21 protein-coding genes are annotated in these 21,328 nt (G+C 62.7%); 10 read left to right on the forward strand and 11 right to left on the reverse strand.

Annotated elements, in window-relative coordinates; genetic code table 11:
- Window positions 1–102 precede the first annotated feature (102 nt).
- Window positions 103–3,414: a carbamoyl-phosphate synthase large subunit gene (gene carB / locus N0P34_RS06340; RefSeq protein WP_275606172.1), complete on the reverse strand. Its 3,312-nt coding sequence runs from the start codon at window positions 3,412–3,414 to the stop codon at window positions 103–105.
- A 292-nt stretch (window positions 3,415–3,706) separates the two neighbouring features.
- Here carB and N0P34_RS06345 point away from each other — a divergent pair, with 292 nt between their 5' ends.
- Window positions 3,707–3,961, forward strand: coding sequence for a hypothetical protein (locus tag N0P34_RS06345; protein ID WP_275606173.1), 255 nt, complete (start codon window positions 3,707–3,709; stop codon window positions 3,959–3,961).
- Window positions 3,961–4,284, forward strand: coding sequence for a hypothetical protein (locus N0P34_RS06350; RefSeq protein ID WP_275606174.1), 324 nt, complete (start codon window positions 3,961–3,963; stop codon window positions 4,282–4,284). Before N0P34_RS06345 ends, N0P34_RS06350 begins: the two co-directional genes overlap by 1 nt.
- Window positions 4,285–4,440: 156 nt before the next feature.
- Here N0P34_RS06350 and N0P34_RS06355 read toward each other — a convergent pair whose 3' ends face one another.
- Window positions 4,441–5,172: an SDR family oxidoreductase gene (locus N0P34_RS06355; protein WP_275606175.1), complete on the reverse strand. Its 732-nt coding sequence runs from the start codon at window positions 5,170–5,172 to the stop codon at window positions 4,441–4,443.
- 71 nt (window positions 5,173–5,243) lie between these two features.
- On the opposite strand from N0P34_RS06355, the gene N0P34_RS06360 reads away from it, so the two are divergent.
- Window positions 5,244–5,891, forward strand: coding sequence for a TetR/AcrR family transcriptional regulator (locus tag N0P34_RS06360; RefSeq protein ID WP_275606176.1), 648 nt, complete (start codon window positions 5,244–5,246; stop codon window positions 5,889–5,891).
- Window positions 5,892–5,899: 8 nt separating this feature from the next.
- Here the strand turns inward: N0P34_RS06360 and N0P34_RS06365 are convergent, their stop codons facing one another.
- Together N0P34_RS06365 and N0P34_RS06370 are read right to left on the reverse strand one after the other, a co-directional pair.
- Window positions 5,900–6,268, reverse strand: coding sequence for a response regulator (locus N0P34_RS06365; RefSeq protein ID WP_275606177.1), 369 nt, complete (start codon window positions 6,266–6,268; stop codon window positions 5,900–5,902).
- A gap of 140 nt (window positions 6,269–6,408) precedes the next feature.
- Window positions 6,409–7,521 carry a class I SAM-dependent RNA methyltransferase gene (locus N0P34_RS06370; protein ID WP_275606178.1) on the reverse strand — a complete coding sequence of 371 codons (1,113 nt, stop codon included), beginning with the start codon at window positions 7,519–7,521 and terminating at the stop codon, window positions 6,409–6,411.
- A gap of 207 nt (window positions 7,522–7,728) precedes the next feature.
- Between N0P34_RS06370 and motA the strand changes: the two genes are divergently transcribed.
- The 3 genes from motA to N0P34_RS06385 are packed head-to-tail and all read left to right on the forward strand — an operon-like array spanning window position 7,729 to window position 9,770.
- Complete coding sequence (gene motA, locus N0P34_RS06375) at window positions 7,729–8,592, forward strand: flagellar motor stator protein MotA (RefSeq protein ID WP_275606179.1); 864 nt, start codon at window positions 7,729–7,731, stop codon at window positions 8,590–8,592.
- A 24-nt stretch (window positions 8,593–8,616) separates the two neighbouring features.
- Window positions 8,617–9,537: a flagellar motor protein MotB gene (locus N0P34_RS06380; protein ID WP_275606180.1), complete on the forward strand. Its 921-nt coding sequence runs from the start codon at window positions 8,617–8,619 to the stop codon at window positions 9,535–9,537.
- 59 nt (window positions 9,538–9,596) lie between these two features.
- A complete protein-coding gene (locus tag N0P34_RS06385) occupies window positions 9,597–9,770 on the forward strand; it encodes a DUF1328 family protein (protein WP_275606181.1) in 174 nt (57 codons plus the stop codon).
- Between the two features lie 106 nt (window positions 9,771–9,876).
- Here N0P34_RS06385 and N0P34_RS06390 read toward each other — a convergent pair whose 3' ends face one another.
- The 4 genes from N0P34_RS06390 to N0P34_RS06405 all read right to left on the reverse strand — a co-directional run bounded on the left by N0P34_RS06390 (window position 9,877) and on the right by N0P34_RS06405 (window position 13,160).
- The gene (locus tag N0P34_RS06390) at window positions 9,877–10,335 is read right to left on the reverse strand and encodes a GNAT family N-acetyltransferase (protein ID WP_275606182.1); all 459 of its coding nucleotides are present in this window, start codon (window positions 10,333–10,335) and stop codon (window positions 9,877–9,879) included.
- The gene (locus N0P34_RS06395) at window positions 10,322–11,878 is read right to left on the reverse strand and encodes a permease (RefSeq protein ID WP_275606183.1); all 1,557 of its coding nucleotides are present in this window, start codon (window positions 11,876–11,878) and stop codon (window positions 10,322–10,324) included. The genes N0P34_RS06390 and N0P34_RS06395 overlap by 14 nt, the downstream gene beginning before the upstream one ends.
- Window positions 11,875–12,615: an ABC transporter ATP-binding protein gene (locus tag N0P34_RS06400; protein WP_275606184.1), complete on the reverse strand. Its 741-nt coding sequence runs from the start codon at window positions 12,613–12,615 to the stop codon at window positions 11,875–11,877. The genes N0P34_RS06395 and N0P34_RS06400 overlap by 4 nt, the downstream gene beginning before the upstream one ends.
- 116 nt (window positions 12,616–12,731) lie before the next feature.
- Entirely contained in the window at window positions 12,732–13,160 is a 429-nt protein-coding gene (locus tag N0P34_RS06405; RefSeq protein WP_275606185.1) for an organic hydroperoxide resistance protein, read from the reverse strand.
- A 119-nt stretch (window positions 13,161–13,279) separates the two neighbouring features.
- Here N0P34_RS06405 and N0P34_RS06410 point away from each other — a divergent pair, with 119 nt between their 5' ends.
- Window positions 13,280–13,705 carry a MarR family transcriptional regulator gene (locus N0P34_RS06410; RefSeq protein WP_275606933.1) on the forward strand — a complete coding sequence of 142 codons (426 nt, stop codon included), beginning with the start codon at window positions 13,280–13,282 and terminating at the stop codon, window positions 13,703–13,705.
- A gap of 11 nt (window positions 13,706–13,716) precedes the next feature.
- On the opposite strand, the gene N0P34_RS06415 is transcribed toward N0P34_RS06410, so the two are convergent.
- Together N0P34_RS06415 and N0P34_RS06420 are read right to left on the reverse strand one after the other, a co-directional pair.
- Window positions 13,717–14,703, reverse strand: a complete 987-nt coding sequence (locus tag N0P34_RS06415) for a ribonuclease (RefSeq protein ID WP_345774454.1) — start codon at window positions 14,701–14,703, stop codon at window positions 13,717–13,719.
- 77 nt (window positions 14,704–14,780) lie between these two features.
- Window positions 14,781–16,760 (reverse strand): bifunctional 2',3'-cyclic-nucleotide 2'-phosphodiesterase/3'-nucleotidase, encoded by a 1,980-nt coding sequence (locus N0P34_RS06420; RefSeq protein WP_275606186.1) that lies wholly within the window; start codon window positions 16,758–16,760, stop codon window positions 14,781–14,783.
- Between the two features lie 263 nt (window positions 16,761–17,023).
- Here N0P34_RS06420 and N0P34_RS06425 point away from each other — a divergent pair, with 263 nt between their 5' ends.
- The 3 genes from N0P34_RS06425 to N0P34_RS06435 all read left to right on the forward strand — a co-directional run bounded on the left by N0P34_RS06425 (window position 17,024) and on the right by N0P34_RS06435 (window position 19,893).
- A complete protein-coding gene (locus N0P34_RS06425; RefSeq protein WP_275606187.1) occupies window positions 17,024–17,947 on the forward strand; it encodes a neutral zinc metallopeptidase in 924 nt (307 codons plus the stop codon).
- A gap of 152 nt (window positions 17,948–18,099) precedes the next feature.
- Window positions 18,100–19,626: a glycosyltransferase gene (locus tag N0P34_RS06430; RefSeq protein ID WP_275606188.1), complete on the forward strand. Its 1,527-nt coding sequence runs from the start codon at window positions 18,100–18,102 to the stop codon at window positions 19,624–19,626.
- Window positions 19,627–19,716: 90 nt separating this feature from the next.
- A complete protein-coding gene (locus N0P34_RS06435; protein ID WP_275606189.1) occupies window positions 19,717–19,893 on the forward strand; it encodes a hypothetical protein in 177 nt (58 codons plus the stop codon).
- Window positions 19,894–19,993: 100 nt separating this feature from the next.
- On the opposite strand, the gene carA is transcribed toward N0P34_RS06435, so the two are convergent.
- Window positions 19,994–21,205 carry a glutamine-hydrolyzing carbamoyl-phosphate synthase small subunit gene (gene carA, locus N0P34_RS06440; protein ID WP_275606190.1) on the reverse strand — a complete coding sequence of 404 codons (1,212 nt, stop codon included), beginning with the start codon at window positions 21,203–21,205 and terminating at the stop codon, window positions 19,994–19,996.
- Window positions 21,206–21,328 lie beyond the last annotated feature (123 nt).

Below are 21,328 nucleotides of genomic sequence, written 5' to 3' on the forward strand. Positions count from 1 at the left end.
GACTTCATGGTGGGCTGTGATTTAGCCCAAGAAAAAGGGGGTGTCGAGATCGACACCCCCTTCGAGCCCCCCGCGAAGGGGAGGTGCAAGGTCGTTAGCGGCTCAGGCCACGAAATAATCCTGCAGGGGACGGACCTGCAGATTGCCCTGGCGATAGGCGATGATGCCTTCGACCGCGGCCATGGCGCCGTCGATGGTGGTGTAATAGGGGATCTTGGCGAGCAGCGCGGTGCGACGGATGTCGCGGCTGTCGGAGATCGACTTCAGACCATCGGTGGTGTTGATCACGAGCTGCACGCCGCCATTCTTCATCGAGTCGACGATGTGCGGACGGCCTTCGAGCACCTTGTTGATCTTGGTGGCGGCAATGTTGTTGTCGACGAGATAACGCTGGGTGCCTTCGGTGGCGAGGATCTCGAAGCCGGCTTCGACGAGATGGCGGGCCATGTCGATGATGTCGGGCTTGTCCTGATCGCGAACCGAGATGAAGGCCTTGCCGGACGTCGGCACCTTCTGGCCGGCGCCGAGCTGGGATTTTGCGAAGGCGATGGCGAAATCGGTGTCGAGACCGATGACTTCGCCGGTCGACTTCATCTCGGGACCGAGAACCGTGTCGACACCGGGGAAGCGGTTGAACGGGAACACGGCTTCCTTGATGGCGATGTGCTTGAGCTTTTTCTCGACGAGATTGAAGCTCTCAAGGCTCTCACCGGCCATGATGCGCGAGGCGATCTTGGCGATGGGTTCGCCGATGACCTTGGCGACGAAGGGCACGGTGCGGGAGGCACGCGGGTTCACTTCGAGCAGGTAGATGACGTCGTCCTTGATGGCGAACTGGACGTTCATCAGGCCGCCGACCTTGAGCGCGAATGCGAGTTCAGCGGTCTGGCGCTTCAACTCGGCGATGATCTCGGGCGAGAGGGTGCGCGGGGGCAGGGAGCAGGCGCTGTCACCGGAGTGAATGCCGGCTTCCTCGATGTGCTCCATGATGCCGGCCACGAACACGGTCTTGCCGTCGCAGAGGCAGTCGACGTCGACTTCTGTGGCGCCCGAGAGATAGGCGTCAAACAGCAGCGGGTTATCGGAGAGGACCGAGTTGATCTGGCCGGTCTTGTCGTTGGGGTAGCGCTGCAGGATGTCTGGCGGCACGAGGCCGGTCAGGGTGTCCTGGATATAGGTCTCGAATTCCTTGGCCGAATGAACGATGGCCATGGCGCGACCACCCAAAACGTAGGACGGGCGGATCACCAGCGGATAGCCCAGCCGTTCGGCAACAAGGCGCGACTGTTCCAGCGAATAGGCGATGCCATTCTTGGGCTGGGTCAGCTCCAGCTTGTTGAGAAGCTTGGAGAAGAGATCGCGGTCTTCGGCGAGATCAATGGCGTCGGGCTGGGTGCCGAGGATCGGAACGCCGGCCTTGAGCACAGCCTCTGCCAAATTGAGCGGGGTCTGGCCGCCGAACTGGACGATGACGCCGTGGAGCGTGCCGTTCTGCTTTTCGGTCTCGAGAATCTCGATGACGTCCTCTTCGGTCAGCGGCTCGAAATAGAGGCGGTCCGAGGTGTCGTAGTCGGTCGAGACGGTCTCCGGGTTGCAGTTGACCATGATGGTTTCGTAGCCGGCATCAGCCAGCGCGAAGGCGGCATGACAGCAGCAATAATCGAACTCGATGCCCTGGCCGATACGGTTCGGGCCACCGCCGAGAATGACGACCTTCTTGCGATCGGACGGGCGGGCCTCGTCGTCGACCTTGCCGCCGAAGGGCACTTCATAGGTCGAATACATATAGGCGGTGGGCGAGGCGAACTCGGCCGCGGAGGTGTCGATGCGCTTGAAGGCAGGGCGCACTTCGAGGCTATGGCGCAGCTTGCGCACGTCGGACGCCTTGAGGCCGGCCAATTGGGCCAGACGGGCGTCGGAGAAGCCCATGGATTTCAGCTGACGCAGATTGACGGCGTCCTTGGGCAGGCCGAATTCCTTGACCTTGGCTTCCATGTCGACGATGCCGCGCATCTGCTCGAGGAACCACGGATCGATCTTGCAGGCTTCGAAGATGTCTTCGTTGGAAACGCCGAGACGCATGGCTTCGGCGACGTGCAGAAGGCGGTTTGGCGTCGGGGTGCCGAGGGCGGCCTTGATGGCGTTCTTGTCTTCGCCTTCGCCGAGGCCGGGAATGCCGATCTCGTTGAGGCCGGTAAGACCGGTTTCGAGCGAGCGCAGCGCCTTCTGAAGCGATTCCTGGAAGGTACGGCCGATGGCCATGGCCTCGCCGACCGACTTCATGGCGGTGGTCAGACGATTGTCGGCGCCCGGGAATTTCTCGAAGGCGAAACGCGGGATCTTGGTGACGACATAGTCGATGGTCGGCTCGAACGAGGCCGGGGTCATGCCGCCGGTGATGTCATTGTCCAATTCATCGAGCGTGTAGCCGACGGCGAGACGGGCTGCGACCTTGGCGATCGGGAAGCCGGTGGCCTTGGAGGCGAGCGCGGACGAACGGGACACGCGCGGGTTCATTTCGATGACAACCATGCGGCCGTCAGCCGGGTTGATGCCGAACTGGACGTTGGAGCCCCCGGTTTCCACACCGATCTCGCGCAGGACCGCCAGCGAGGCGTCGCGCATGATCTGGTATTCCTTGTCGGTCAGCGTCAGGGCCGGCGCGACGGTGATCGAGTCGCCGGTGTGTACGCCCATCGGATCGATGTTCTCGATCGAGCAGATGATGATGCAGTTGTCCTTCTTGTCGCGGACAACTTCCATCTCGTATTCCTTCCAGCCGAGGACGCTTTCCTCGACCAGAACTTCATTGGTGGGCGAAGCGTCGATGCCGCTTTCGCAGATGGCGAGATATTCCTCGCGATTGTAGGCGATGCCGCCGCCGGTGCCGCCCAGGGTGAAGGACGGGCGGATAATGCAGGGAAGGCCGATGACCTCGAGCGCCTGAAGGGCTTCGATGGAATTGTGGGCCAGCATGGAGCGCGGGGTTTCAAGCCCGATCTTCTTCATGGCGTCGCGGAAGAGCTCGCGGTCCTCGGCCTTGTCGATGGCTTCGGCGGTGGCGCCGATCATCTCGACATTGTACTTTTCGAGGACGCCCATCTTGCGCAGCGAGAGCGCGCAATTGAGGGCCGTCTGACCGCCCATGGTGGGCAGGAGCGCATCGGGGCGCTCTTTCTCGATGATCTTGGCAACCACTTCAGGCGTGATCGGCTCCATATAGGTGGCGTCGGCAAGATCGGGATCGGTCATGATCGTCGCCGGATTGGAGTTCACCAGAATGATCCGGTAGCCCTCTTCCTTGAGCGCCTTGCACGCCTGGGTGCCGGAATAGTCGAACTCGCAAGCCTGCCCGATGATGATGGGGCCCGCGCCGATGATGAGGATCGATTTTATGTCGGTACGCTTCGGCATTCGGGGCTCGCTCTGCTCTGATCTTACTGAGGCGGGCGAGGGGAAGAATCGCCCGGACACACCTGTCCGCGCGAAACCCGCGTGGCAGTTGAGCACTGCAGCGCAGGGGAAAAGACCGAACATGGTGGTTAAGCGGGCGGTTTAGCGGAAGAGTCGGCGGAAGGGAAGGGGGAACGGTGCGCAAGAGAGCCGCTATAAGACATTGGCTGCCGCCCCGGGCGCTCAAATCGGAATGGCAGGATGATGTTCGCACGGCCCTATCGACGCCGCATTGAGCGGTAAAACAACGAGCATGATCCATGCACTGACCAAATTCTCTCTTGTTCCTCTTGTTGTGGCGATGATCGCAGGGCCGGCATATGCGCAGGGCATGCTGGCTTCGGAGGCGACATTGTGCCGCTCTCAGCTGGATTTGCTGGTGGAAGGGGAAAAGCTGACCGAGGACGAGCAATTGCGCTTCGAGGAACAATGCGATTGCCTTGAGCGCGCGGCGGCCGAGGGGGCCGTCGTGGGCAAGGTCGCCTGCGCAGACGAGGAAAATGAGTGATGCGTCCTGGCCTCGCTCTCGTCCTGCTGCTGGCGCTTGGCTCCCATGCGCCAGCCGAGGAAACGGCAAGCGCCTGGCAGCAGCAGAAATGCAGTCTTTACGAGAAGGCGTGGGGGCGGGCCATCGACCAGGTCGGGTCGGATGATCTGAACTACAATTTCATCGCGATGAACGAGAACTTCATTGCCTCTGGCTGCCGCGACAATAGCCGCGCCTGCCCGCAGTCGATCGAAGAGATCGAGATCGCCAATTTGCTCTCGATCGTGATGATGAACGAGGGCGTGGCCAGTACCTTCCTGCCGTTCGGGTGCGCGTCGCAGTGAAGGGCGAGGGCTTCCGGTTTGCCCTGCGATGGTTTTTTGGCCCCGGGCCCACCCTGCGCGCTATCGCCTTGCGGGGGCGCTTTTCCCCGGGAGGAAGAAAGCGTGCCCATCCCCTCTTGCCGGAAGGGCGAGGGGATGGGCCGCCAGGCGGTGCAATCACCAAGGGGTTTCAGCGCCGGGTTCAAGGAAGCGGCCAGTGACCGGGGCTTCATCCTGGAGGGCATATTGGACCGGAAGGCGCGCGCCTTCCTCTGGGGTCATATAGCCATTGAAACCGGTGAGGTCGGTCTTCACGTATCCGGGGCTCACCGAATTGACGGTGATGCCGGTGCCAGCCAGTTCGGCAGCGAGCTGGATGGTCAGCATGTTGAGGGCGGCCTTGGAGGCGTTGTAGCCAATAAGACGGGCCGAATAATAGGGCGAGGTGGGATCGCTGTTGACCGCCAGCGAGCCCAATGAGCTCGAAAGATTGACGATGCGGGCGGCCGGGGCCCTGCGCAGGAGCGGGAGCACGGCCTGGGTAACGCCGAGCGCGCCGACGAAATTGGTGTCCATGAGGCGGCGGACCGCGTCGAGCGAGGCGCTGCCGGGGGGAGCATCGGCAGGATCGACGATGCCGGCATTGTTGACGAGGATATCGAGGTGGTCGTGGGTGGCGGCGAGCACTGCTGCCGCTGCGACGATGCTGGCTTCGTCGGTAACGTCAAGCACTAGGCTTTTTGCGGCCAGGCCTTCGGCAGCGAGGCTGGAGGCACCGGCCTCGCCACGGGCGGGATCGCGGGCGCCGATATAGACGATGATGCCTTCGGAGGCGAGTTGGCGGGCGATTTCGAGGCCGATGCCCTTGTTGGCGCCGGTGACGAGGGCAATGCGGGGAGAGGCGGTCATGAAGGATTCGTTCCTTTGTCCTGAAGATGGAACGGAGTATATGAAGGATCATTCAGTTTGAGGATTCGCATATGGACGCCGCACATCCCAGCCATCTGGAGGCCCGCAAAAAGCCTGTTCAGCGGCGCGCCAGCGTGACGCTTAACGCGATTTTCGAGGCCAGCATTCAGGTTTTGCTCAAGGAGGGACAGACGCGGCTGACGACGACGCGGGTGGCCGAGAGGGCCGGTGTGTCAGTTGGGACGATGTACCAATATTTTCCGCACAAGCAGGCGCTCATCTACGCGCTCAACGAGCGCTATCTCGATTTTGTCGCCGAGAAGGTGGAGGCGGTTTGTTCGGCGCGGCACGGTGCGCCGGTCGGTGAGATGGTGCACGCGCTGGTCAACGCCTATTGGGACGCCAAGACCGAGCGAAGCGAGGTGACGCGGGCGCTCTACCAATCGGCGGTGGAACTCGACAATGACGCGCTCGTCGAGGCTTTTGCGCGGCGAACCGATGCGGCCACGCTTGCCATGTTCAGGAGTGCCAGCGATGCGCAATTCACTGATCTGGAGCTCGTCAACCTGACGTTGCTGTCGGTGATTTTCGGCACGGTGCGCAATGTGTTCGAGCGCAATTTGCCGGTCAAGCGGCAGGCCGACGTGCGGGAACAGGTGATTGCGATGTGCCTTGCCTATCTCGACATTGTGCGCGCACGGCAGGCCGAGGGCGCGTAGCGACCGGCTCAGGCCGCGCGGGCGGTGCGCTGGCGCTCCAGCGCCGAGAGTATGTCTTCGACGCGATAGGGCTTGGGCAGGAAGATCGCGCCGGGTGGGAGGTCGTCGCTCTTGGGCCGGACGCCACCCGACACGACAACGATCGGCAGGCCGGGGCGCAGCCGGGCCGTGAGCCGGGCGAGTTGCAGGCCGCTATAATTGCCCGGCAGTTCAATATCGGTGACCAGAGCGTCGATGCCAGTATCGAGCAGGCTGACAGCGGCACGGGCGCTGGTGACCGGGACGGCCTCGTGACCGTACTCGGCAAGGCCGTCGACGAGCGACAGAAGCAACAGAATTTCGTCCTCGGCTACGAGGATGCGCGAAAGGTCCGACATGGCTGGGGTCCTTGGCTGGTGACGACCAGAATCAAGATGATGCCAAAGCAAGCCATTTTGGGGGCAATGGTTGCGTGCGCTGGGCGCAGAGCTGCCATTATGGTTAGCAATTGGTTCAAATTTTACGCAATTCCGCGCGCTCAGAGCGGGCCGGTGCGGTAGAGCGCGACGCGGATGCCGCCATGAAGAACGGCTGGCAACATGGGCTGGAAGGAGAGCCCGGTGGCCTGGGCGAGGGATTTGTCAGCGGTGACGATGCCGACGCGCCAGCCCTTGAACCGGGTCTTGAGGACAGTGCCCATGGTGCGGTGGAGGGGGACCAAGGGCGCGCGGTCGCCAATGCGGGTGCCATAGGGCGGATTGACCATGACGAGGCCGGGAGGACCGGCCGGAGGCTCAAGGTTTTCAATAGTTTGCGTCTGGAACTCGATCAGTTCGGCCAGGCCTGCCCGGTCCGCGTTTTCTTTTGCCATGCGGATGGCGCCGGCATCGCGGTCGGAGCCGTGAAAACGGTGCTCGGGTGTGGCGAGGGGGCCGGGGCGGCGCATCTCAGCCCAGGCGGCGCGGTTGAAGGAGGGGAGGTGCTCGAAGGCGAAGTCCCTGGCGCGGCCGGGCAGGAGGCCCGCAGCGATCTCGGCGGCTTCGATGACGAAGGTGCCGGAGCCGCACATCGGGTCGAGCACGGGCTCGGCGCCGGAGTAGCCGCATTGAGCCAGGAACATGGCAGCCATGGTTTCGCGCATGGGGGCCTTGGCGACGCCCTCCTTGAAGCCGCGCTTGTGCAGGGACTGCCCGCTCGTGTCGATGCTGATGGTGACCAGATCGTCCTCGATGCGCACCATGATGCGCAGGGCCGCGTCTTCGGTGATGGTAGCGCCCAGAGTGTCCTCGAGCGCCTTGGACACGCGTTGGGCGGCCGCGCCATCGTGATAGATGCGCGAGCGCTTGCAGCTGGCTTCAACCCGCAACGGCGTGCCCGGGACGAGAAAATCGGACCAGGGGAGCTTGTGGGCCCGCTTGTCCAGTTGCGCCAGATGCATGGCGCGAAACTCGGCGATGCGGGCAAGGACGCGTGTCGCGCCGCGCAATTGCAGATTGGCGCGCCAGACATCGTGCCAGGAGCCGGCAAATGACACGCCGCCCTCGACGACCCTGGCGTCGTTGAAGCCGGCGGAGCGCGCCTCTTCGGCCAGCGGCGCCTCAAGGCCCGGTGTGGCGACGAGATAGATGGAGAGAGGCGCAGCAGCAGTCATGACATCGCCGGGTTCGGGAAAGGGTGTGGGGTTAGCACGATACTGAGCCTGCTGTCATGGGGAGGGTAAAAAGCGGGTCCCGACCGCCATGTGCACCACTATACACCCGCTGTTAAGGCTAAACCCGGCATTGTCGGGGCGCTGGAGTAGGCAGAGTCAACGCTGCCGCACCCCGCTCAGTTTAGTGTTGCGTCCAGGTCGGGTCCCATGCGTCTCATAATCGGTGTCATTTTTGTGTTTGCCTGCGTGCTCGGCGGGTACGCCGCTATGGGCGGACATGTCGAGGTATTGTGGCAGCCCTGGGAATTCGTGATCATCCTGGGCGCGGCGATCGGGGCCTATATCATTGGCAACGGGGCGCCTGTGCTCAAGCAGACCGGCTTTATCTTCAAGACCCTGATCCGCGGCCCACGCTATAGCAAGGCGGCCCATGTCGAATTGCTCGGCCTGCAGTTCAGCCTTTACAAGCTGATCCAGTCCAAGGGCGTGCTGGCGATCGAAGCGCATATCGAGAACCCGCACGAATCCGAGCTGTTCAACCGCTTTCCGACATTTGCCCAGAACCATCACGCGGTCGAGTTCATGTGCGACTATCTGCGCATGGTGACCATGGGCACCAACAACGCCCACGAGATGGAAGCGTTGATGGACGAGGAACTCGAGACCCATCACCAGGAGCAGGAACGCCTCGTGAGTGCCGTGCAGGCGCTGGCGGACGGAACACCCGCACTGGGTATTGTCGCCGCCGTTCTGGGCGTGATCAAGACCATGGGCGCGATTACCGAGCCGCCTGAAGTGCTGGGCCATCTGATCGGCGGCGCGTTGGTCGGCACGTTCTTCGGCGTGTTCGTGGCCTATGGCTTCTTCGGGCCTATGGCGCAGTCGCTGCGCAGCACATTCGAAGCGGAGTCGAAATATTTCCTCTCCATGAAGGTTGGCCTGCTGGCTCATATCGGCGGCCAGCCGCCGGTCATGGCCGTGGAATTTGCGCGCAAGGCGCTGATGAGCGAAGTGCGCCCGAGCTTTGAAGAGGTCGAAGAAGCCACTGCGGCCCTGCCGGCGGCCACTTGATAGATATCGTATAAGGCGCCCGCCATGGCCAATTTCCAGCAGCCGATCATCATCAAGAAGGTCAAGAAGCATAAGCATGCCCACCATGGTGGCGCGTGGAAGATCGCCTATGCCGATTTCGTGACGGCGATGATGGCCTTCTTCCTTCTGATGTGGCTGATCAACATGACCACCGCCGAGCAGAAGCAGGGGCTGGCCGACTATTTCTCACCGCCCTCGATCAGCACTGCGACAAGCGGTGCCGGCGGGGTGATGGGCGGCATTGCCATGGTCAATGACGGTGCCGCCATGTCCGGTTCGGCCGCAGATATAACGGCGCGTGAACCCGCATCGCCGGACAATGCGACGACGGGCGAAGCTGACCTCGATACGGGCGGACAGGCGCAGGAAAACGGCAGCGAGCGGCAGGCGTCCAGCGATTCCGAGTTCGATCTCAAATCCCGTGATGCGCAGGATTTCCATTCGGCGGCCGCCAGCATTCGTCAGGCCTGGCAATCCATGCCGGAGCTGACGCCCTTTATCGACAATCTCATGGTGGAAGAGACCGAGGACGGGCTCGATATCCAGATTGTCGATCAGCAGGGACGGCGGATGTTTCCCGAAGGCTCGAAATATCCCGTCGAAGTGACGCGCGCCGCCGTCGCCGCCATGGCCCCGGTGCTGCAGAAACTCAATGCGCAGATGACTGTCTCGGGACATACGGCAGCGGGTACGCGATATGAAAATCCGCGCTATGGCGCCTGGGAGCTGTCGGCAGACCGCGCCAATGTGGTGCGCTCGATCCTCGGAGAGTTCGGACTTTCCGATGACCGGATCAAGGCCGTGACCGGACGCGCAACGGACGAGCCGTTCTTCCCCAATGATCCCTACATGGCCGCCAATGAGCGGGTGCGCATTACCGTGCTCAAGACGCCTCCGCCCGTACCGGTTGGATTGGCTCCCTAGGGAACACAAATGCGCGGCGTGACGTTTTCTGCAAGGATCATCCAAATGCAGGACGCGTCATGCTGCAACTTCTCCTTATTCTGATCGTCGTCGCCGTCGTCTCGGGAGCCATGGGCTTTACCGGGGTATCGGCCGGGGCCGCGGGCCTGGCCAAGATCGTCTTCGTGCTGATGTTGATCGGGATCGGCATCATCGTGCTGCTGGCAGTGATGGGCCTCGCCATTCTGTTCTAGAGCATTCACCGCGTTATTGCGGCGATGAAATTACTCCAAGTCAGTCTTGGTCGCGCTTTCGAACTGGAAAAGTGCTGTCCACTTTTCCTGTAAACGCGCTAAGCGCTCAGAAATAGAGCTTGAAGCCTTCATGGGTCGCCTCGAAGCCGAGGCGGGAATAGAAGCGGTGCGCGTCGAGGCGCAGCTTGTTCGAGGTCAACTGGACCATTGAACAGCCGAGGTCACGGCAGTGCGCGATGGCCCAATTCATCATTTCCGTGCCGATGCCCGCGCCGCGATGATCGGGGTCGACGAAGACGTTTTCGAGCATGGCGCGGCAGGTGCCGAGGCGAGAGAGGCCGGGGACGCGGGTGATCTGGAGCGTCCCCACAACCTGGCCATTGTGCTCGGCGACGTAGAGCCAGTTATTGGGGTCGGCGGAAATAGTGTCGAAAGCCTGCCGGTAGCGAAGATCGGATAGGCTATCTGTATCGAGGGGTGGCGTTTCCGCACCGCGGGCGTCGCCAGCGTGGGCGAGGATGAGCATGACAGGAATGTCGTCGGGGCGTGCTTCACGCATCAGCATTGGGAATATCCTGAATTCGTCGCGGCGCGAGCGCCCGTGCTATGCCGAGAACCAGAAGCGCCAGAAAGCCCGGTAGTATCGCAAGGACGGTGCCGGCGGCCAACGCCGCGCCCGTCCCCGCCCACAGGATTGAGGCAAAGGCCTCGCTTATGGTGGCAGCGCGAGAGGCGGTCTGGCGCCGCCGGAACAAAGCGCGGCGCGAGGGGACCAGGAACCAGGTTTGTATGGCCGTGGCCGAGGCGGCGGACAGGCCCGCAAAGAGCGCGGTGATGCCGGCCATGGGCGGGGAGAGCCACGCCAGAACCAGCAACAAGGGGGCCAGGACGATGGCGATGATGGCCAGCACCGCTTCTATCTTGGCACGCAGAATGGTGCTGGGAGGAAGAGGCGCGGTGTTGACGAGGTCGAATGCGTCTTCGCCGGAAAGAGCGAGCCAGGCGAGGCCACCCGCCAATTGGCCCGAGGCCATGACGATAACTGGGACCACGACGATGTAGCTGTTGATGCTTTGCCCGTAATTGACCCAGAGCAGCAGGGCCGGGGGCAAGAGATAGAGCAATTGCATCAGGGTTTGCGACAGAAGCCAGGGATCGCGGCGCAGCAGGCGCCATTCCTTGAGGCGAAGTGACTGGCGCTGCGAGCGGGGACGGAATTGGGCGCGGGCGCGACGCTGGCGGCTTCTGGCCTGGCCGACACCGGCGGTGGAGAGCGCGAGATCCTGGTAGCTGCCGGCAAAGGCGGACACGGACAAGACCAGAAGCGCCAGGCCGCCGAGCAGAACCGCAAAGGCGGCGAAGGGATCGCCCATGGCGCCGCGCGCGGGGAGCCAGAGAAGATTGTCGAGCGACGGGCTGGCCGCGATCAGGGCTTCGGACTGGAACAGGGCATAGCGCGAAAAATCATCGAGCGAGATGATGGCGACGGCCTGGATGCCGATGACGAAGCCGGCGCCGATGATGGCGGCGACGATCTGGGCGATGAGGCGCGTTCGCTTGGGGCCGACAAGCGCGAAAAGGGCGCGGGTGACGGCAATGGCGATCGAAACGGCCAAGGCCGAGAGGGCGATGACGACAAGATAGGCGAGCAGCCATTGCGGGCCGGACAGAGCCGCGAGCGCATTGATGAGGGGGCTGAACAGCAGGCAACTCAGCGCCATTGTCGAAACCGCCGTGGCGCAGGCGCGGACTGCAAAAACGCGGCGGCTCGAGGCCGGGGAGCTGAGGATCAGATCGAGATCGGCGCGGGCGTAATAGACCCTGGTGATCGATTCCAGCGCCTGGGACAGCATGACCGCGAAAAAGAGGAGGCCGAGGCCAGATACGAGCACGAGGGTTGGCTTGTCGGCCGAAACGCCGTCGGCGAGGGCGGTCGAGACCAGAGAAGCGGCGATCAGGTGGAGAATGGCGTAGACGATCAGTCCGCCGAGGACGAGGCCGAAAGCGCGGCGTCTCTTGCCGCCTGACATCATGGCAAGCCAGTCGCGCCAGGCGAGACGGAACTCGTGATGGGCGAACCAGAGGATCGAGCTTGAGGGGAGGGTCACGCGGCGCTGTCCTCGGCGACGAGGCCGAGAAAGATTTCCTCGAGCGTTCCATCATGACCATTGCGGGCACGGAGCTCTTCCAGCGTTCCCTCGGCGATGAGACGGCCCTGGGCGATGACCCCAATCCGCTCGGCCATACGCTCTGCCACTTCGAGAATGTGGGTGGTCATGATGATCGTGCAGCCCTGGCGCACCTTTTCGAGGAGCACGTCCTTGACCTGACGGGCGGAGCCGGCATCAAGCCCGGTGAGGGGTTCATCGAGGATGATGAGGCTTGGATCGTGCACCAAGGCGCCGGCAAGGGCGACCTTCTGAAGCATGCCCTTGGAAAAACTGCCACAAAGGTCGTCGGCGTGAGGCTTGAGGCCCAGCCAGTCGATGAGATCGTGGGCGGAGCGCTCGGCCCTGCCTGGCTCGACCTGCCAGAGGCCGGCGACGAATTCGAGATATTCGAGCGGGGTCAGTCGCTCATAGACCATGGGCTCGTCGGAGACCCAGGCCATCAGCCGCTTGGCGGCGACGGGATCGCGGCGGGCGTCGATGCCGAAAATTTCGATGGAGCCTGCGTCCGGAGGCAGGAGCCCGGCCACCATGCGCAAGGTCGTGGTCTTGCCCGCGCCATTGGGGCCAAGCAGGGCATAGAACTCACCAGCGGGGATGGTTAGGTCGAGATCGTGCAGGACCGGCCGGCCGAAGGATTTCGACAGGCCCTTGAGGGCAAGGGCAGGAGGGCTCATGGCGGGCTCCGGGAGGGATCGGGACCAGCCTAAGGCTCGATAGCTTCATGGCGCGTTTATGCGCATCGTTAAGACAAGGTTGCGCGCGGGCGGGCCGTCCGCGCGCGGTGTCCCGATCAGAGGACCGTCAAGGTGACGTCGATATTGCCGCGCGTGGCATTGGAATAGGGGCAGACCTGATGGGCCTTGGCGACGAGGTCTTCGGCCTGGGCGCGCTCGAAGCCGGGGAGGGTGATCTGCAGCTCGGCAGCGATGGCAAAGCCCACGCCCTTGGCATTCTCGCCGATGGAGACAGAGGCGTCGATGGTCGCCTCATCCGGGATCTTCACCTTATCGGCGCGGGCCACAGCCTTGAGCGCGCCGAGGAAGCAGGCGGAATAGCCGGCGGCAAAAAGCTGCTCGGGATTGGTGCCGGCGCCATCATTACCGCCGAGGGCCTTGGGGGTGTCGAGGGTGAGAGACAGGCGCCCGTCATCGGTGGTGCTGGTGCCGGTGCGGCCACCGGTGGTGTGGGCGTGAGCGGTGTAAAGTGCTGACTTGATCATCGGGGCATCCCTTCGTTTTGATGGCATATGTATTGCGCACAATTAAATTGCACGCAATAGAATTTTTCATGCTAGATTTTGTTCGCCGCCGCTGAGGATGAAATGTGACCCGATCGTCCATGCCGAAAATCGACCAGATGCTATGCTTCGCCGTCTATTCGGCAGGGCATGCCTTCACCCGCTTTTACAAGCCGAGGCTGGATGCTCTGGACCTGACCTATCCGCAGTATCTGGTGTTGCTGGTGCTGTGGGAAAAGGATGACATAACCGTCAAGGGTCTGGGGGATCAGCTGTTTCTGGATTCAGGCACGATCACGCCGCTGGTCAAGCGGCTCGAGGCACGCGGGCTGGTTGCCCGCCGGAGGGACGAGGACGACGAGCGGCAGGTGCGCATCACCCTGACCGAGGCAGGGCGGGCGCTCGAGGCCAAGGCCATGTCCATTCCCCTGGCCGCGGCAGGGGGCACGGGTCTCACCGAAGCCGGCGCAGAAAGCCTGCGGCGGGAATTGCTGGCGCTGCGCAGCCGACTGGATGGCGGAGACTGAGCCTTGAGCGGTTAGCGCAGGCCGACGGCGTCGACCTGGCCTGAGCGGCAGCCGCCGTCGGTGGGGCTGGCGGCGTGGATGAGCCTGGCAAGGGAGTCGGGCCCGTCGATGGTGCCGGTGAGGCCGATAGTCAGCTCGGTGATGATGGTCCGGTTGCCGTCCTGCGCGCAGGAGACGTTGACACGTTCGCCGGCGCCGCGTCCAAAACCCTCGTCAAAGGCAGCGCGGATCTGGGCGAGGGTGATGCGCTTGCCGATATTGGCGGCGAAGAGCTCGGCGATTGGCGACGCATTGAGGGCGAGCATGAGATCGAGGGAATCCGCGTAATACTGATCCGCCGATTGGCCGTAGCAGGTGCCGTGCTTGGTCCATTCGTGGCGATCCAGGCCCGACAGGCTGCCGGGCATGACCTGTTCCAGCTCGCGCCGAAGGGCCATGGGCAGGTCGATGCGGGGGAGATCGCGCCAGCGGCCGTCCTGGCTGGCATAGCGTTCACCGGGGGTGACATCGCAATATTGATTGTTGCGTGGCTGCGGCCAGAGACCGTGCAGCGTGAAATTGGTGGCCTCAAAACTGTTGGGCTTCTGGTTGCGGCATTCGCTGGCCCGCGGAGTGGTTTCACAGAAGGCCGGCTGCCAGTTGACGGCGAGGATATATTGGGTGCCGCGATAGGTGGACGGTGCGGGCGAAGGTGGCGGCGCATCGACCCGGCCTTCGGCGTCGACAGCGCGGGTGCCGCAATCGACGGCGACCCATCGACGCTCAGGAGTGGCACCGGGGACCGCGATCCAGAGATGAGTGGGCTGCGCCGTGTTGCCGGCCAGGAGATCGTAGGCCGTGCCGGGCCTTGTTTGAATATTGCCGGGATTGGTCTGGCGATTGATCGATTGATAGGCGGGGCAGGACTTGCTGGCGGTGAAATAGCCGGTGAGCGGGACTTCGGCCTGGGCGGGCAGGGCGAGAAATGCAAGGGTCATGGCGAGGACGGCGCGCAGCAAGGGTAGACCTCCCGACAAAGAGATAAGGGAGCCTTAGCGGCTCCCTTAAGGCTTGAACAGACCGGATCTGGCTCTGCCTAGAGGGCGATCCGGTAGATGCCGAAGCCGTCTGCGTCGGTGTCGCCCGTTGGCTCGATGCTGACGGCGGTAACGTCGGCCACGTGTTCGGCAGCTTTCGGCCCGGTGGCGAAGAGGACCGTGGTGTCGCCGATTGGGGCGAGGGACCAATTGCTGTCGGCCTTGGGGTTTATCGTGCCGTTTTCGACGATATAGCGGATGATGATATCGCGATTGGTGTCGGGGCCGATGAAGGCGATGACGTCGGGGCCGATGCCGGGGAAACTGCCGCCGCCGCCGGCGCGATAATTGTTGGTCGCGACGACGAATTTCTGGGCGGGATCGATGGGCTTTCCGTCATACATCAGGTCGACGATGCGGCTGGCGTCCGGATTGATCTCCTCCTTGCCATCCGCAGAGTATTTCGATGGCTGGGTGATATCGATCTTGTAGGTCACGCCGTCGATGACGTCGAAATTGTAGGACGGGAAGGTCAGGTCGATCAGTTCGGCATCGGTGGCGCCTTTTTCGACCTGTTTGAAGATACCGGCTGACCGTTCGAGCCAATTTTTAACATCGGCGCCGGTGATGACCACGGCCTGGATGGTGTTGGGGTAGAGATAGAGATCGGCCACGTTCTTGATGGCGACCGGCCCGACCGGGACGTCGGTGTAATAATCCGGACCACCGCGACCGCCTGCCTTGAACGGGGCCGCTGCCGAGAGGGTAGGGAGCCCCTCGTTCTCGGTGCCCTTCATCATCTGCTCGATATACCAGGTCTGGGCCTGGCTCACGATCTGGACGGAGGGGTCGTCGGCCACAAGGGCGAAGTAGGAGTGCAGCGGTGCGGCGGTCTGGCCTACAGGGCGGCGCACATATTCGAGCGTTTCCTCGTGGTCCTCCTGGGCTGCAGCGACCACCTCCGGATCGTCCTCGACCAGCGGGTTCACCTTGCCATCGACGCGCTCGAAGATCGGTCGGGCTTCGGAAGTGTGCGAGACGATGGCCCATTTGCCGTCCGCGTCCTGCTCGAGCAGGAGGTCGATGAGGCCCATATGCGAACCCCAGAAGCCGGGCATGACGGCGGGCTTGCCGCTGAGCGTGCCAGCGGAAACGTCGACGCCTTCGATCCCCTCATGGTCTGTACCCGGGAAGACCAGATGCTGGTGCCCGGTGAAGACGACGTCTATGCCTTCGACGGCGGCAAGCTGAAGGGCGGCGTTTTCGGCCCCCGGACCCTGATCGGGCGCAATGCCGGAATGGGACAGGGCGACGATGATGTCGGCCCCTTCCTCGCGCATTTTCGGAGCGTAGGCCCTTGCGGTTTCGACAATGTCGCGGACCGAGACCTTGCCGGCGAGATGGGTGGCGTCCCAGGTGAGGATCTGCGGCGGCAGGAAACCGATGAGACCGACCTTGACGGTGCGCGTGCCGCCGCCGCCATCGGTCAGTTCCTTTTCGACAATGAGATAGGGGGCGATGTAGGTGTCGTCCTGGAGCGCATCGGCCGCCAGCGTGCCGCGGACCAGATTGGCCGAGACGAAGGGGAATTCGGCGCCTTCGAGAGCGCGATCGAGATAGTCGAGGCCGTAGTTGAACTCGTGATTGCCCAGAGTGGCGGCTTCGTAACCAAGCACGTTCATGGCGGCGATGATGGGGTGCACATCGCCCTGATTGAGGCCTTTTTCGTAGGCGTAATAGTCACCCATGGGGTTGCCCTGGATAATGTCGCCATTGTCCATCAGCATGGCATTGCCGGCTTCGGAGCGGATCTGCTCGATGATCGAGGCGGTGCGCGCCAGGCCCATCGTATCGTTGGGGGCGTCGCTGAAATAGTCATAGGGAAAGACCGCCACATGCAAATCGGTCGTCTCCATCAGCCGCAGATGGGCCTGATTGGACTGAGCCATGACGGCGAAGGGATGCATGGCGGCCATGGCGCCAAGGCTGGCCGAACCGGCCAAGAAGCCCCGACGAGAAATCCTGGGTAGGAAGTTCATCAAAAATCTCCATGTGAGAAGGGTCGCGCCGGGGGCAAGGCTCCCGGGCAGCCGGCTTGCGACCGGCCCTTGTCGCTCATGACGAGCAGCCTGCTCATGCCTCTACCAGTTGACGCTGGCATGACGGAGGTAGGCTGAGGCTAGGGAGTTTTGACCGTGTGGTCAATTTGCGGCAAGGTCGGATTGCCGGGAGACCGTTGCAACCTGTTTCCCAAGTTAGCGCTTATGCTAGCTGTCGGGGCAGATAGAGAAGGCGACTGAACATGAAATGGCGTGGGCGCGAGCGCAGCAGCAATATCGAGGATCGTCGGGGTCAGGCTGGGGGCGGTCTGGGTGGCCTCGGCGGATTGGGAGGCATGGGCCGCGGCGGCGGCATCCGCATTCCCTCAGGGGGTGGCTCGCGCGGCGGGATTGGCGGGGTCATCGGCATCGTGGTGGTGCTCGGCATCCTGTGGCTGGTGACCGGGCAGAACCCGCTCGACATGCTCACCGATGGGCAGAGCAGCGCGCCATCCACCGCATCCTCTCGTCAATTGCCAGCCGAAGGGCAGGATGAACTTGCCGATTTCGTCGGCGTCGTGGTCAAGGAAACGGAAGACCTCTGGGGTGAGGTCTTTGCGGCTTCCGGCAGCGATTATCCCGAGCCAAGGGTCGTGCTGTTCACCAACCAGGTCGATACGGCCTGCGGCATGGCCGATTCGGGCGTGGGACCCTTCTATTGTCCGGGCGATTCGCGGGTCTATATCGATCTGAGCTTTTATGACCAATTGCACCGCCAGTTTGGTGCACCGGGCGATTTTGCCCAGGCCTATGTGCTGGCGCACGAAGTTGGTCACCACGTCCAGAATTTGACGGGCGTCCTGCCCGAATTCAACCGGCGCCGTCAGGCGATGAGCGCGACCGAGGCCAATGCCTATTCGGTTCGGGTCGAATTGCAGGCCGATTGTTATGCAGGTGTCTGGGCCAATTATGCCGGCCAGCAGAATTTGCTCGAAGCGGGCGATTTCGAGGAAGCGCTCAATGCGGCCAACCAGATCGGGGACGATACACTGCAAAAGCGGATGCAGGGATTTGCCGTGCCCAAGACGTTCAACCATGGCACGTCGGCGCAGCGGAAGGCGTGGTTCGAACGCGGTTACCGCACCGGCAATCCGGCGGACTGCGACACATTTTCGGCAAGCATCTGACACGGTGATGGTTTATGGCTCCGGCGCATTCCTAGAGCATTTCACCGTGTCGTCGACACGATGACATCACTCTAAGTCCTTGTTTTGTCGCGCTTCCGAACCGGAAAAGTGGTGCCCACTTTTCCTGGAAACGCTCTCGTGCCGGAGCCTCGATGACCATCCCGAAGATCATCCACTTCACCTGGAAGACCAAGACGCTCACGCGGTTTGCGCAGCGCACCTGGGATGAATGGAAGCGCACCCATCCCGATTATGAGCTGAAGCTGTGGGATGATGCCGATATTCGCGCATTGGTGGAAGCGCACTATCCCGAGCATCTGGCGACTTTCGACGGCTATCGCTCGGGGATCTTTCGCGCCGACGCCTGGCGTTTTTTCGTGCTGCACCATGAGGGTGGCATCTATGCCGACCTCGATATGTGGCCCAAGGGGCGGATCGATCGCCTGTGCTTGGAGAGCGCGTGTTTCGTAGGGGCCGAGCCGGAAATCCATGTCGAGGAGAATGACGGGCGCTATCGCGGCATGCCTTTCCTCCTGTGCAACGCCTTCATGGGGTCCGAGCCGGGCCATGTGTTCTGGCAGCGATGCATCGACGAGATGGCGCGCTGTTCGGCGACCGAGGATGTGGTGGATGCGACCGGACCGCGTTTCGTCAACGGGATCGGCCTTCGTGTGCCGCGCGAGGAGCGGCCCGATGTGCTGCTGCCCAATTTCTGGAGCCCGCTGTCGGGATGGGGCAAGCCGGCGCCCACCTCTGAGGCCTATGCGGATGCAGTGGCGGAGGAATTCACGACCATCGGGCGCGGCGAACCGGCGCTGGTTTCCCATCTGTGGCGAAATTCCTGGCTTATGCCGGTCTACTACAAGGGGCCGCGTTTCTGGCGCATACCGAACCGGGTGCAATGGTGGTGGCGCGGCCGCCAACACGCGGATCTGGCGGGGCTGGATTTCGGTAAGCCGAGCCGAAGCTATGCGCGCCAGGTGATCGACCCCCCTGCCACCTGGCCGGAAATTTTTGTCGCCGTTGATCTCAGCGCGGGGACCCAGGCTGTCGCGTCGGTTCTCAAGTCCATCAGCTATCCCAAGGACAAACTTTCGATCGGTCTTTTCGGCAGCGATGCGGGCGCGATTGGGGCGGCCAGCGCGACGCTCGCCGAATCTGGCCTCGGCTTTGAGGTGTTTCCCGCCGTTGAGGAGGAGAACAGCCGTCGCAATGGCATGCTCGAGGCGGGGCGGGGAAGGCATTGCGTCGTGCTCGACGGGCGTGTGACCGCGGTTCCCGCCGGGACGCTCGAAGCCATGGTGTCGGCGGATCGTCCGGTTGTGACTGTCGAGGTGGTCGACGCGCAGGGCAGGGATCGCAATGAAGCGACCATGCTCTACACGCAGGATATCTTCAAATCGCTCTATCGGGCCGGCGGTCGCGAGGCGGATGCGCGATTGCCAGTCAGTGGGGCGGTGCGACCGCTGGTTGATTTCCGCTATCTCAATGTTGCGCCGGTGACTGTCGTGGGGTGCGATCTGCTGCTGGTGCGCGCGGACGTGATTGAAGCGGGCGCGCGGTTTCCTGACAAAGCCTACAAGGCGCACAATGGCAGCCGGGCCTTTGCGCTGTTGGCGCGGAATCTGGGATTTGAGGTTGCAGCCTTGCCCAACCGGACGATTGTTACCGCGCGATAGGAAAGCCTGGCTGGAGCAGAAGAGAGGGGTCCGCTTGTGAACCGCGGGTCAGGGGAATGCGTTCTTCTTTCCAGAGAGAAGGAGAGTGAGATGACCGAGAAAAAGACGAAGGGTTTGCCCGATTCGACGCCCGCGGAAAGCGCGGAGAAGGAGCGCAAATCGGCCCAGACGAAAGACAGCAAGCTGCCCGAACCCAAGGATGACGGCGACATGCCGGGCGCGGATGGGCGACTTTCGGCACGCGCCGACGAAGACACCTACGACTGACCGCGCCGGTGTCGGTTCTCAAAAAGACAAAGGGCGCGGTGTGAACCACGCCCTTCGGTATTTTCGCATGCGTTCAGGGCTGGCGCCCCGGCGCTGACACTCAGGCGGCGGCGCCGGGAGCGACATATTCCGGCTTTTCCTCGACACCCTTCTGCTTGCGCACATGGTTGAGGAAACGCGTGAACAGATAGTGGCTGTCCTGCGGACCCGGATTGGCCTCGGGGTGGTACTGGACCGAGAAGATCGGCTTGCCATCGACAGCCAGACCGGCATTCGACCCGTCGAACAGCGAGATGTGGGTCTGGGTGACGCCAGCAGGCAGTGAGGCGGCGTCGACCGCAAAGCCGTGGTTCATGGAGGTGATCTCCACTTTGCCGGTGGTGAGGTCCTTGACCGGGTGATTGGCGCCGTGGTGCCCCTGATGCATCTTCGAGGTGGTGCCACCCAATGCTCGGCCGAGCAGCTGGTGACCCAGGCAGATGCCGAAGATCGGCTTGCCGGTTTCCATCAGCTTCTGGATGGTCGGTACCGCGTATTTGCCGGTGGCTGCCGGATCGCCGGGGCCATTGGACAGGAAAATCCCATCGGGATTATGGGCCAGGATGTCGGCGGCAGTCGCCGTGGCGGGCACGACGGTGACCTTGGCGCCCTGGTCGGCGAGGCAGCGCAGAATGTTGCGCTTGGCACCGAAGTCGACGGCGACGACATGGAACTCTGGATTGTCGAGCGTGCCGTAGCCCTTGTTCCATTCCCAGCTGGTCTGGTCCCAGTGGTAGGTCTGGGCGGTGGTCACTTCCTTGGCAAGGTCGAGACCTTCGAGGCCGGGGAAGGCGTCAAGCTCTGCCTGGATAGAGGGTTCGTCGAACATGCCGGACGGTTCATGGGAGATGACGCCGTTGGGCATGCCATTTTCACGGATGAGGGCAGTCAGCGCACGGGTGTCGATGCCGGTGATGCCGACGATGTTGCGCTTCTTGAGCCAGGCATCGAGCTTTTCGGCGGCGCGATAATTGGACGGGTTGGTAATGTCAGCCTTGAGGACCACGCCCCGGACGCCGGACAGGGCGGCCATGTTGACCGTCTCGATGTCTTCGTCATTGGTGCCGACATTGCCGATATGGGGGAAGGTGAAGGTGATGATCTGTCCGGCATAGGACGGATCGGTCAGCACTTCCTGATATCCGGTCATCGCCGTGTTGAAGCAGACTTCGCCGGCTGCGTGGCCGACGGCGCCGATGCCGCGACCCTCGAGGCGCGTTCCATCAGCCAGAATTAGCACTGCGGTCGCGGGGGATTGCTGCCAGCCGGTCACGGTCGGTCTCCACTGTTGGTTCGATAAGGTCGCGCGACAAACCGGGTGGGCGGAGCCGTCCCCGATCAGTTTGCGAAGATGTAGGTTAAGGCCTCCTCTTAGAAGCCTGCGCCCGATAGCGCA

This window comes from Devosia sp. FJ2-5-3 (assembly GCF_029201545.1).
In the GTDB taxonomy this organism is placed as follows: domain Bacteria; phylum Pseudomonadota; class Alphaproteobacteria; order Rhizobiales; family Devosiaceae; genus Devosia.

Coding starts and splice junctions, on each gene's coding strand:
- N0P34_RS06410 (WP_275606933.1), top strand. CDS start 13,280: ATGCCGAAAATCGACCAGATGCTATGCTTCGCCGTCTATTCGGCAGGG.
- N0P34_RS06355 (WP_275606175.1), bottom strand. CDS start 5,172: ATGACCGCCTCTCCCCGCATTGCCCTCGTCACCGGCGCCAACAAGGGC.
- N0P34_RS06380 (WP_275606180.1), top strand. CDS start 8,617: ATGGCCAATTTCCAGCAGCCGATCATCATCAAGAAGGTCAAGAAGCAT.
- N0P34_RS06385 (WP_275606181.1), top strand. CDS start 9,597: ATGCTGCAACTTCTCCTTATTCTGATCGTCGTCGCCGTCGTCTCGGGA.
- carB (WP_275606172.1), bottom strand. CDS start 3,414: ATGCCGAAGCGTACCGACATAAAATCGATCCTCATCATCGGCGCGGGC.
- motA (WP_275606179.1), top strand. CDS start 7,729: ATGCGTCTCATAATCGGTGTCATTTTTGTGTTTGCCTGCGTGCTCGGC.
- N0P34_RS06420 (WP_275606186.1), bottom strand. CDS start 16,760: ATGAACTTCCTACCCAGGATTTCTCGTCGGGGCTTCTTGGCCGGTTCG.
- N0P34_RS06425 (WP_275606187.1), top strand. CDS start 17,024: ATGAAATGGCGTGGGCGCGAGCGCAGCAGCAATATCGAGGATCGTCGG.
- N0P34_RS06350 (WP_275606174.1), top strand. CDS start 3,961: ATGCGTCCTGGCCTCGCTCTCGTCCTGCTGCTGGCGCTTGGCTCCCAT.
- N0P34_RS06405 (WP_275606185.1), bottom strand. CDS start 13,160: ATGATCAAGTCAGCACTTTACACCGCTCACGCCCACACCACCGGTGGC.
- N0P34_RS06430 (WP_275606188.1), top strand. CDS start 18,100: ATGACCATCCCGAAGATCATCCACTTCACCTGGAAGACCAAGACGCTC.
- N0P34_RS06435 (WP_275606189.1), top strand. CDS start 19,717: ATGACCGAGAAAAAGACGAAGGGTTTGCCCGATTCGACGCCCGCGGAA.
- N0P34_RS06365 (WP_275606177.1), bottom strand. CDS start 6,268: ATGTCGGACCTTTCGCGCATCCTCGTAGCCGAGGACGAAATTCTGTTG.
- N0P34_RS06400 (WP_275606184.1), bottom strand. CDS start 12,615: ATGAGCCCTCCTGCCCTTGCCCTCAAGGGCCTGTCGAAATCCTTCGGC.
- N0P34_RS06360 (WP_275606176.1), top strand. CDS start 5,244: ATGGACGCCGCACATCCCAGCCATCTGGAGGCCCGCAAAAAGCCTGTT.
- N0P34_RS06370 (WP_275606178.1), bottom strand. CDS start 7,521: ATGACTGCTGCTGCGCCTCTCTCCATCTATCTCGTCGCCACACCGGGC.
- N0P34_RS06390 (WP_275606182.1), bottom strand. CDS start 10,335: ATGCTGATGCGTGAAGCACGCCCCGACGACATTCCTGTCATGCTCATC.
- N0P34_RS06345 (WP_275606173.1), top strand. CDS start 3,707: ATGATCCATGCACTGACCAAATTCTCTCTTGTTCCTCTTGTTGTGGCG.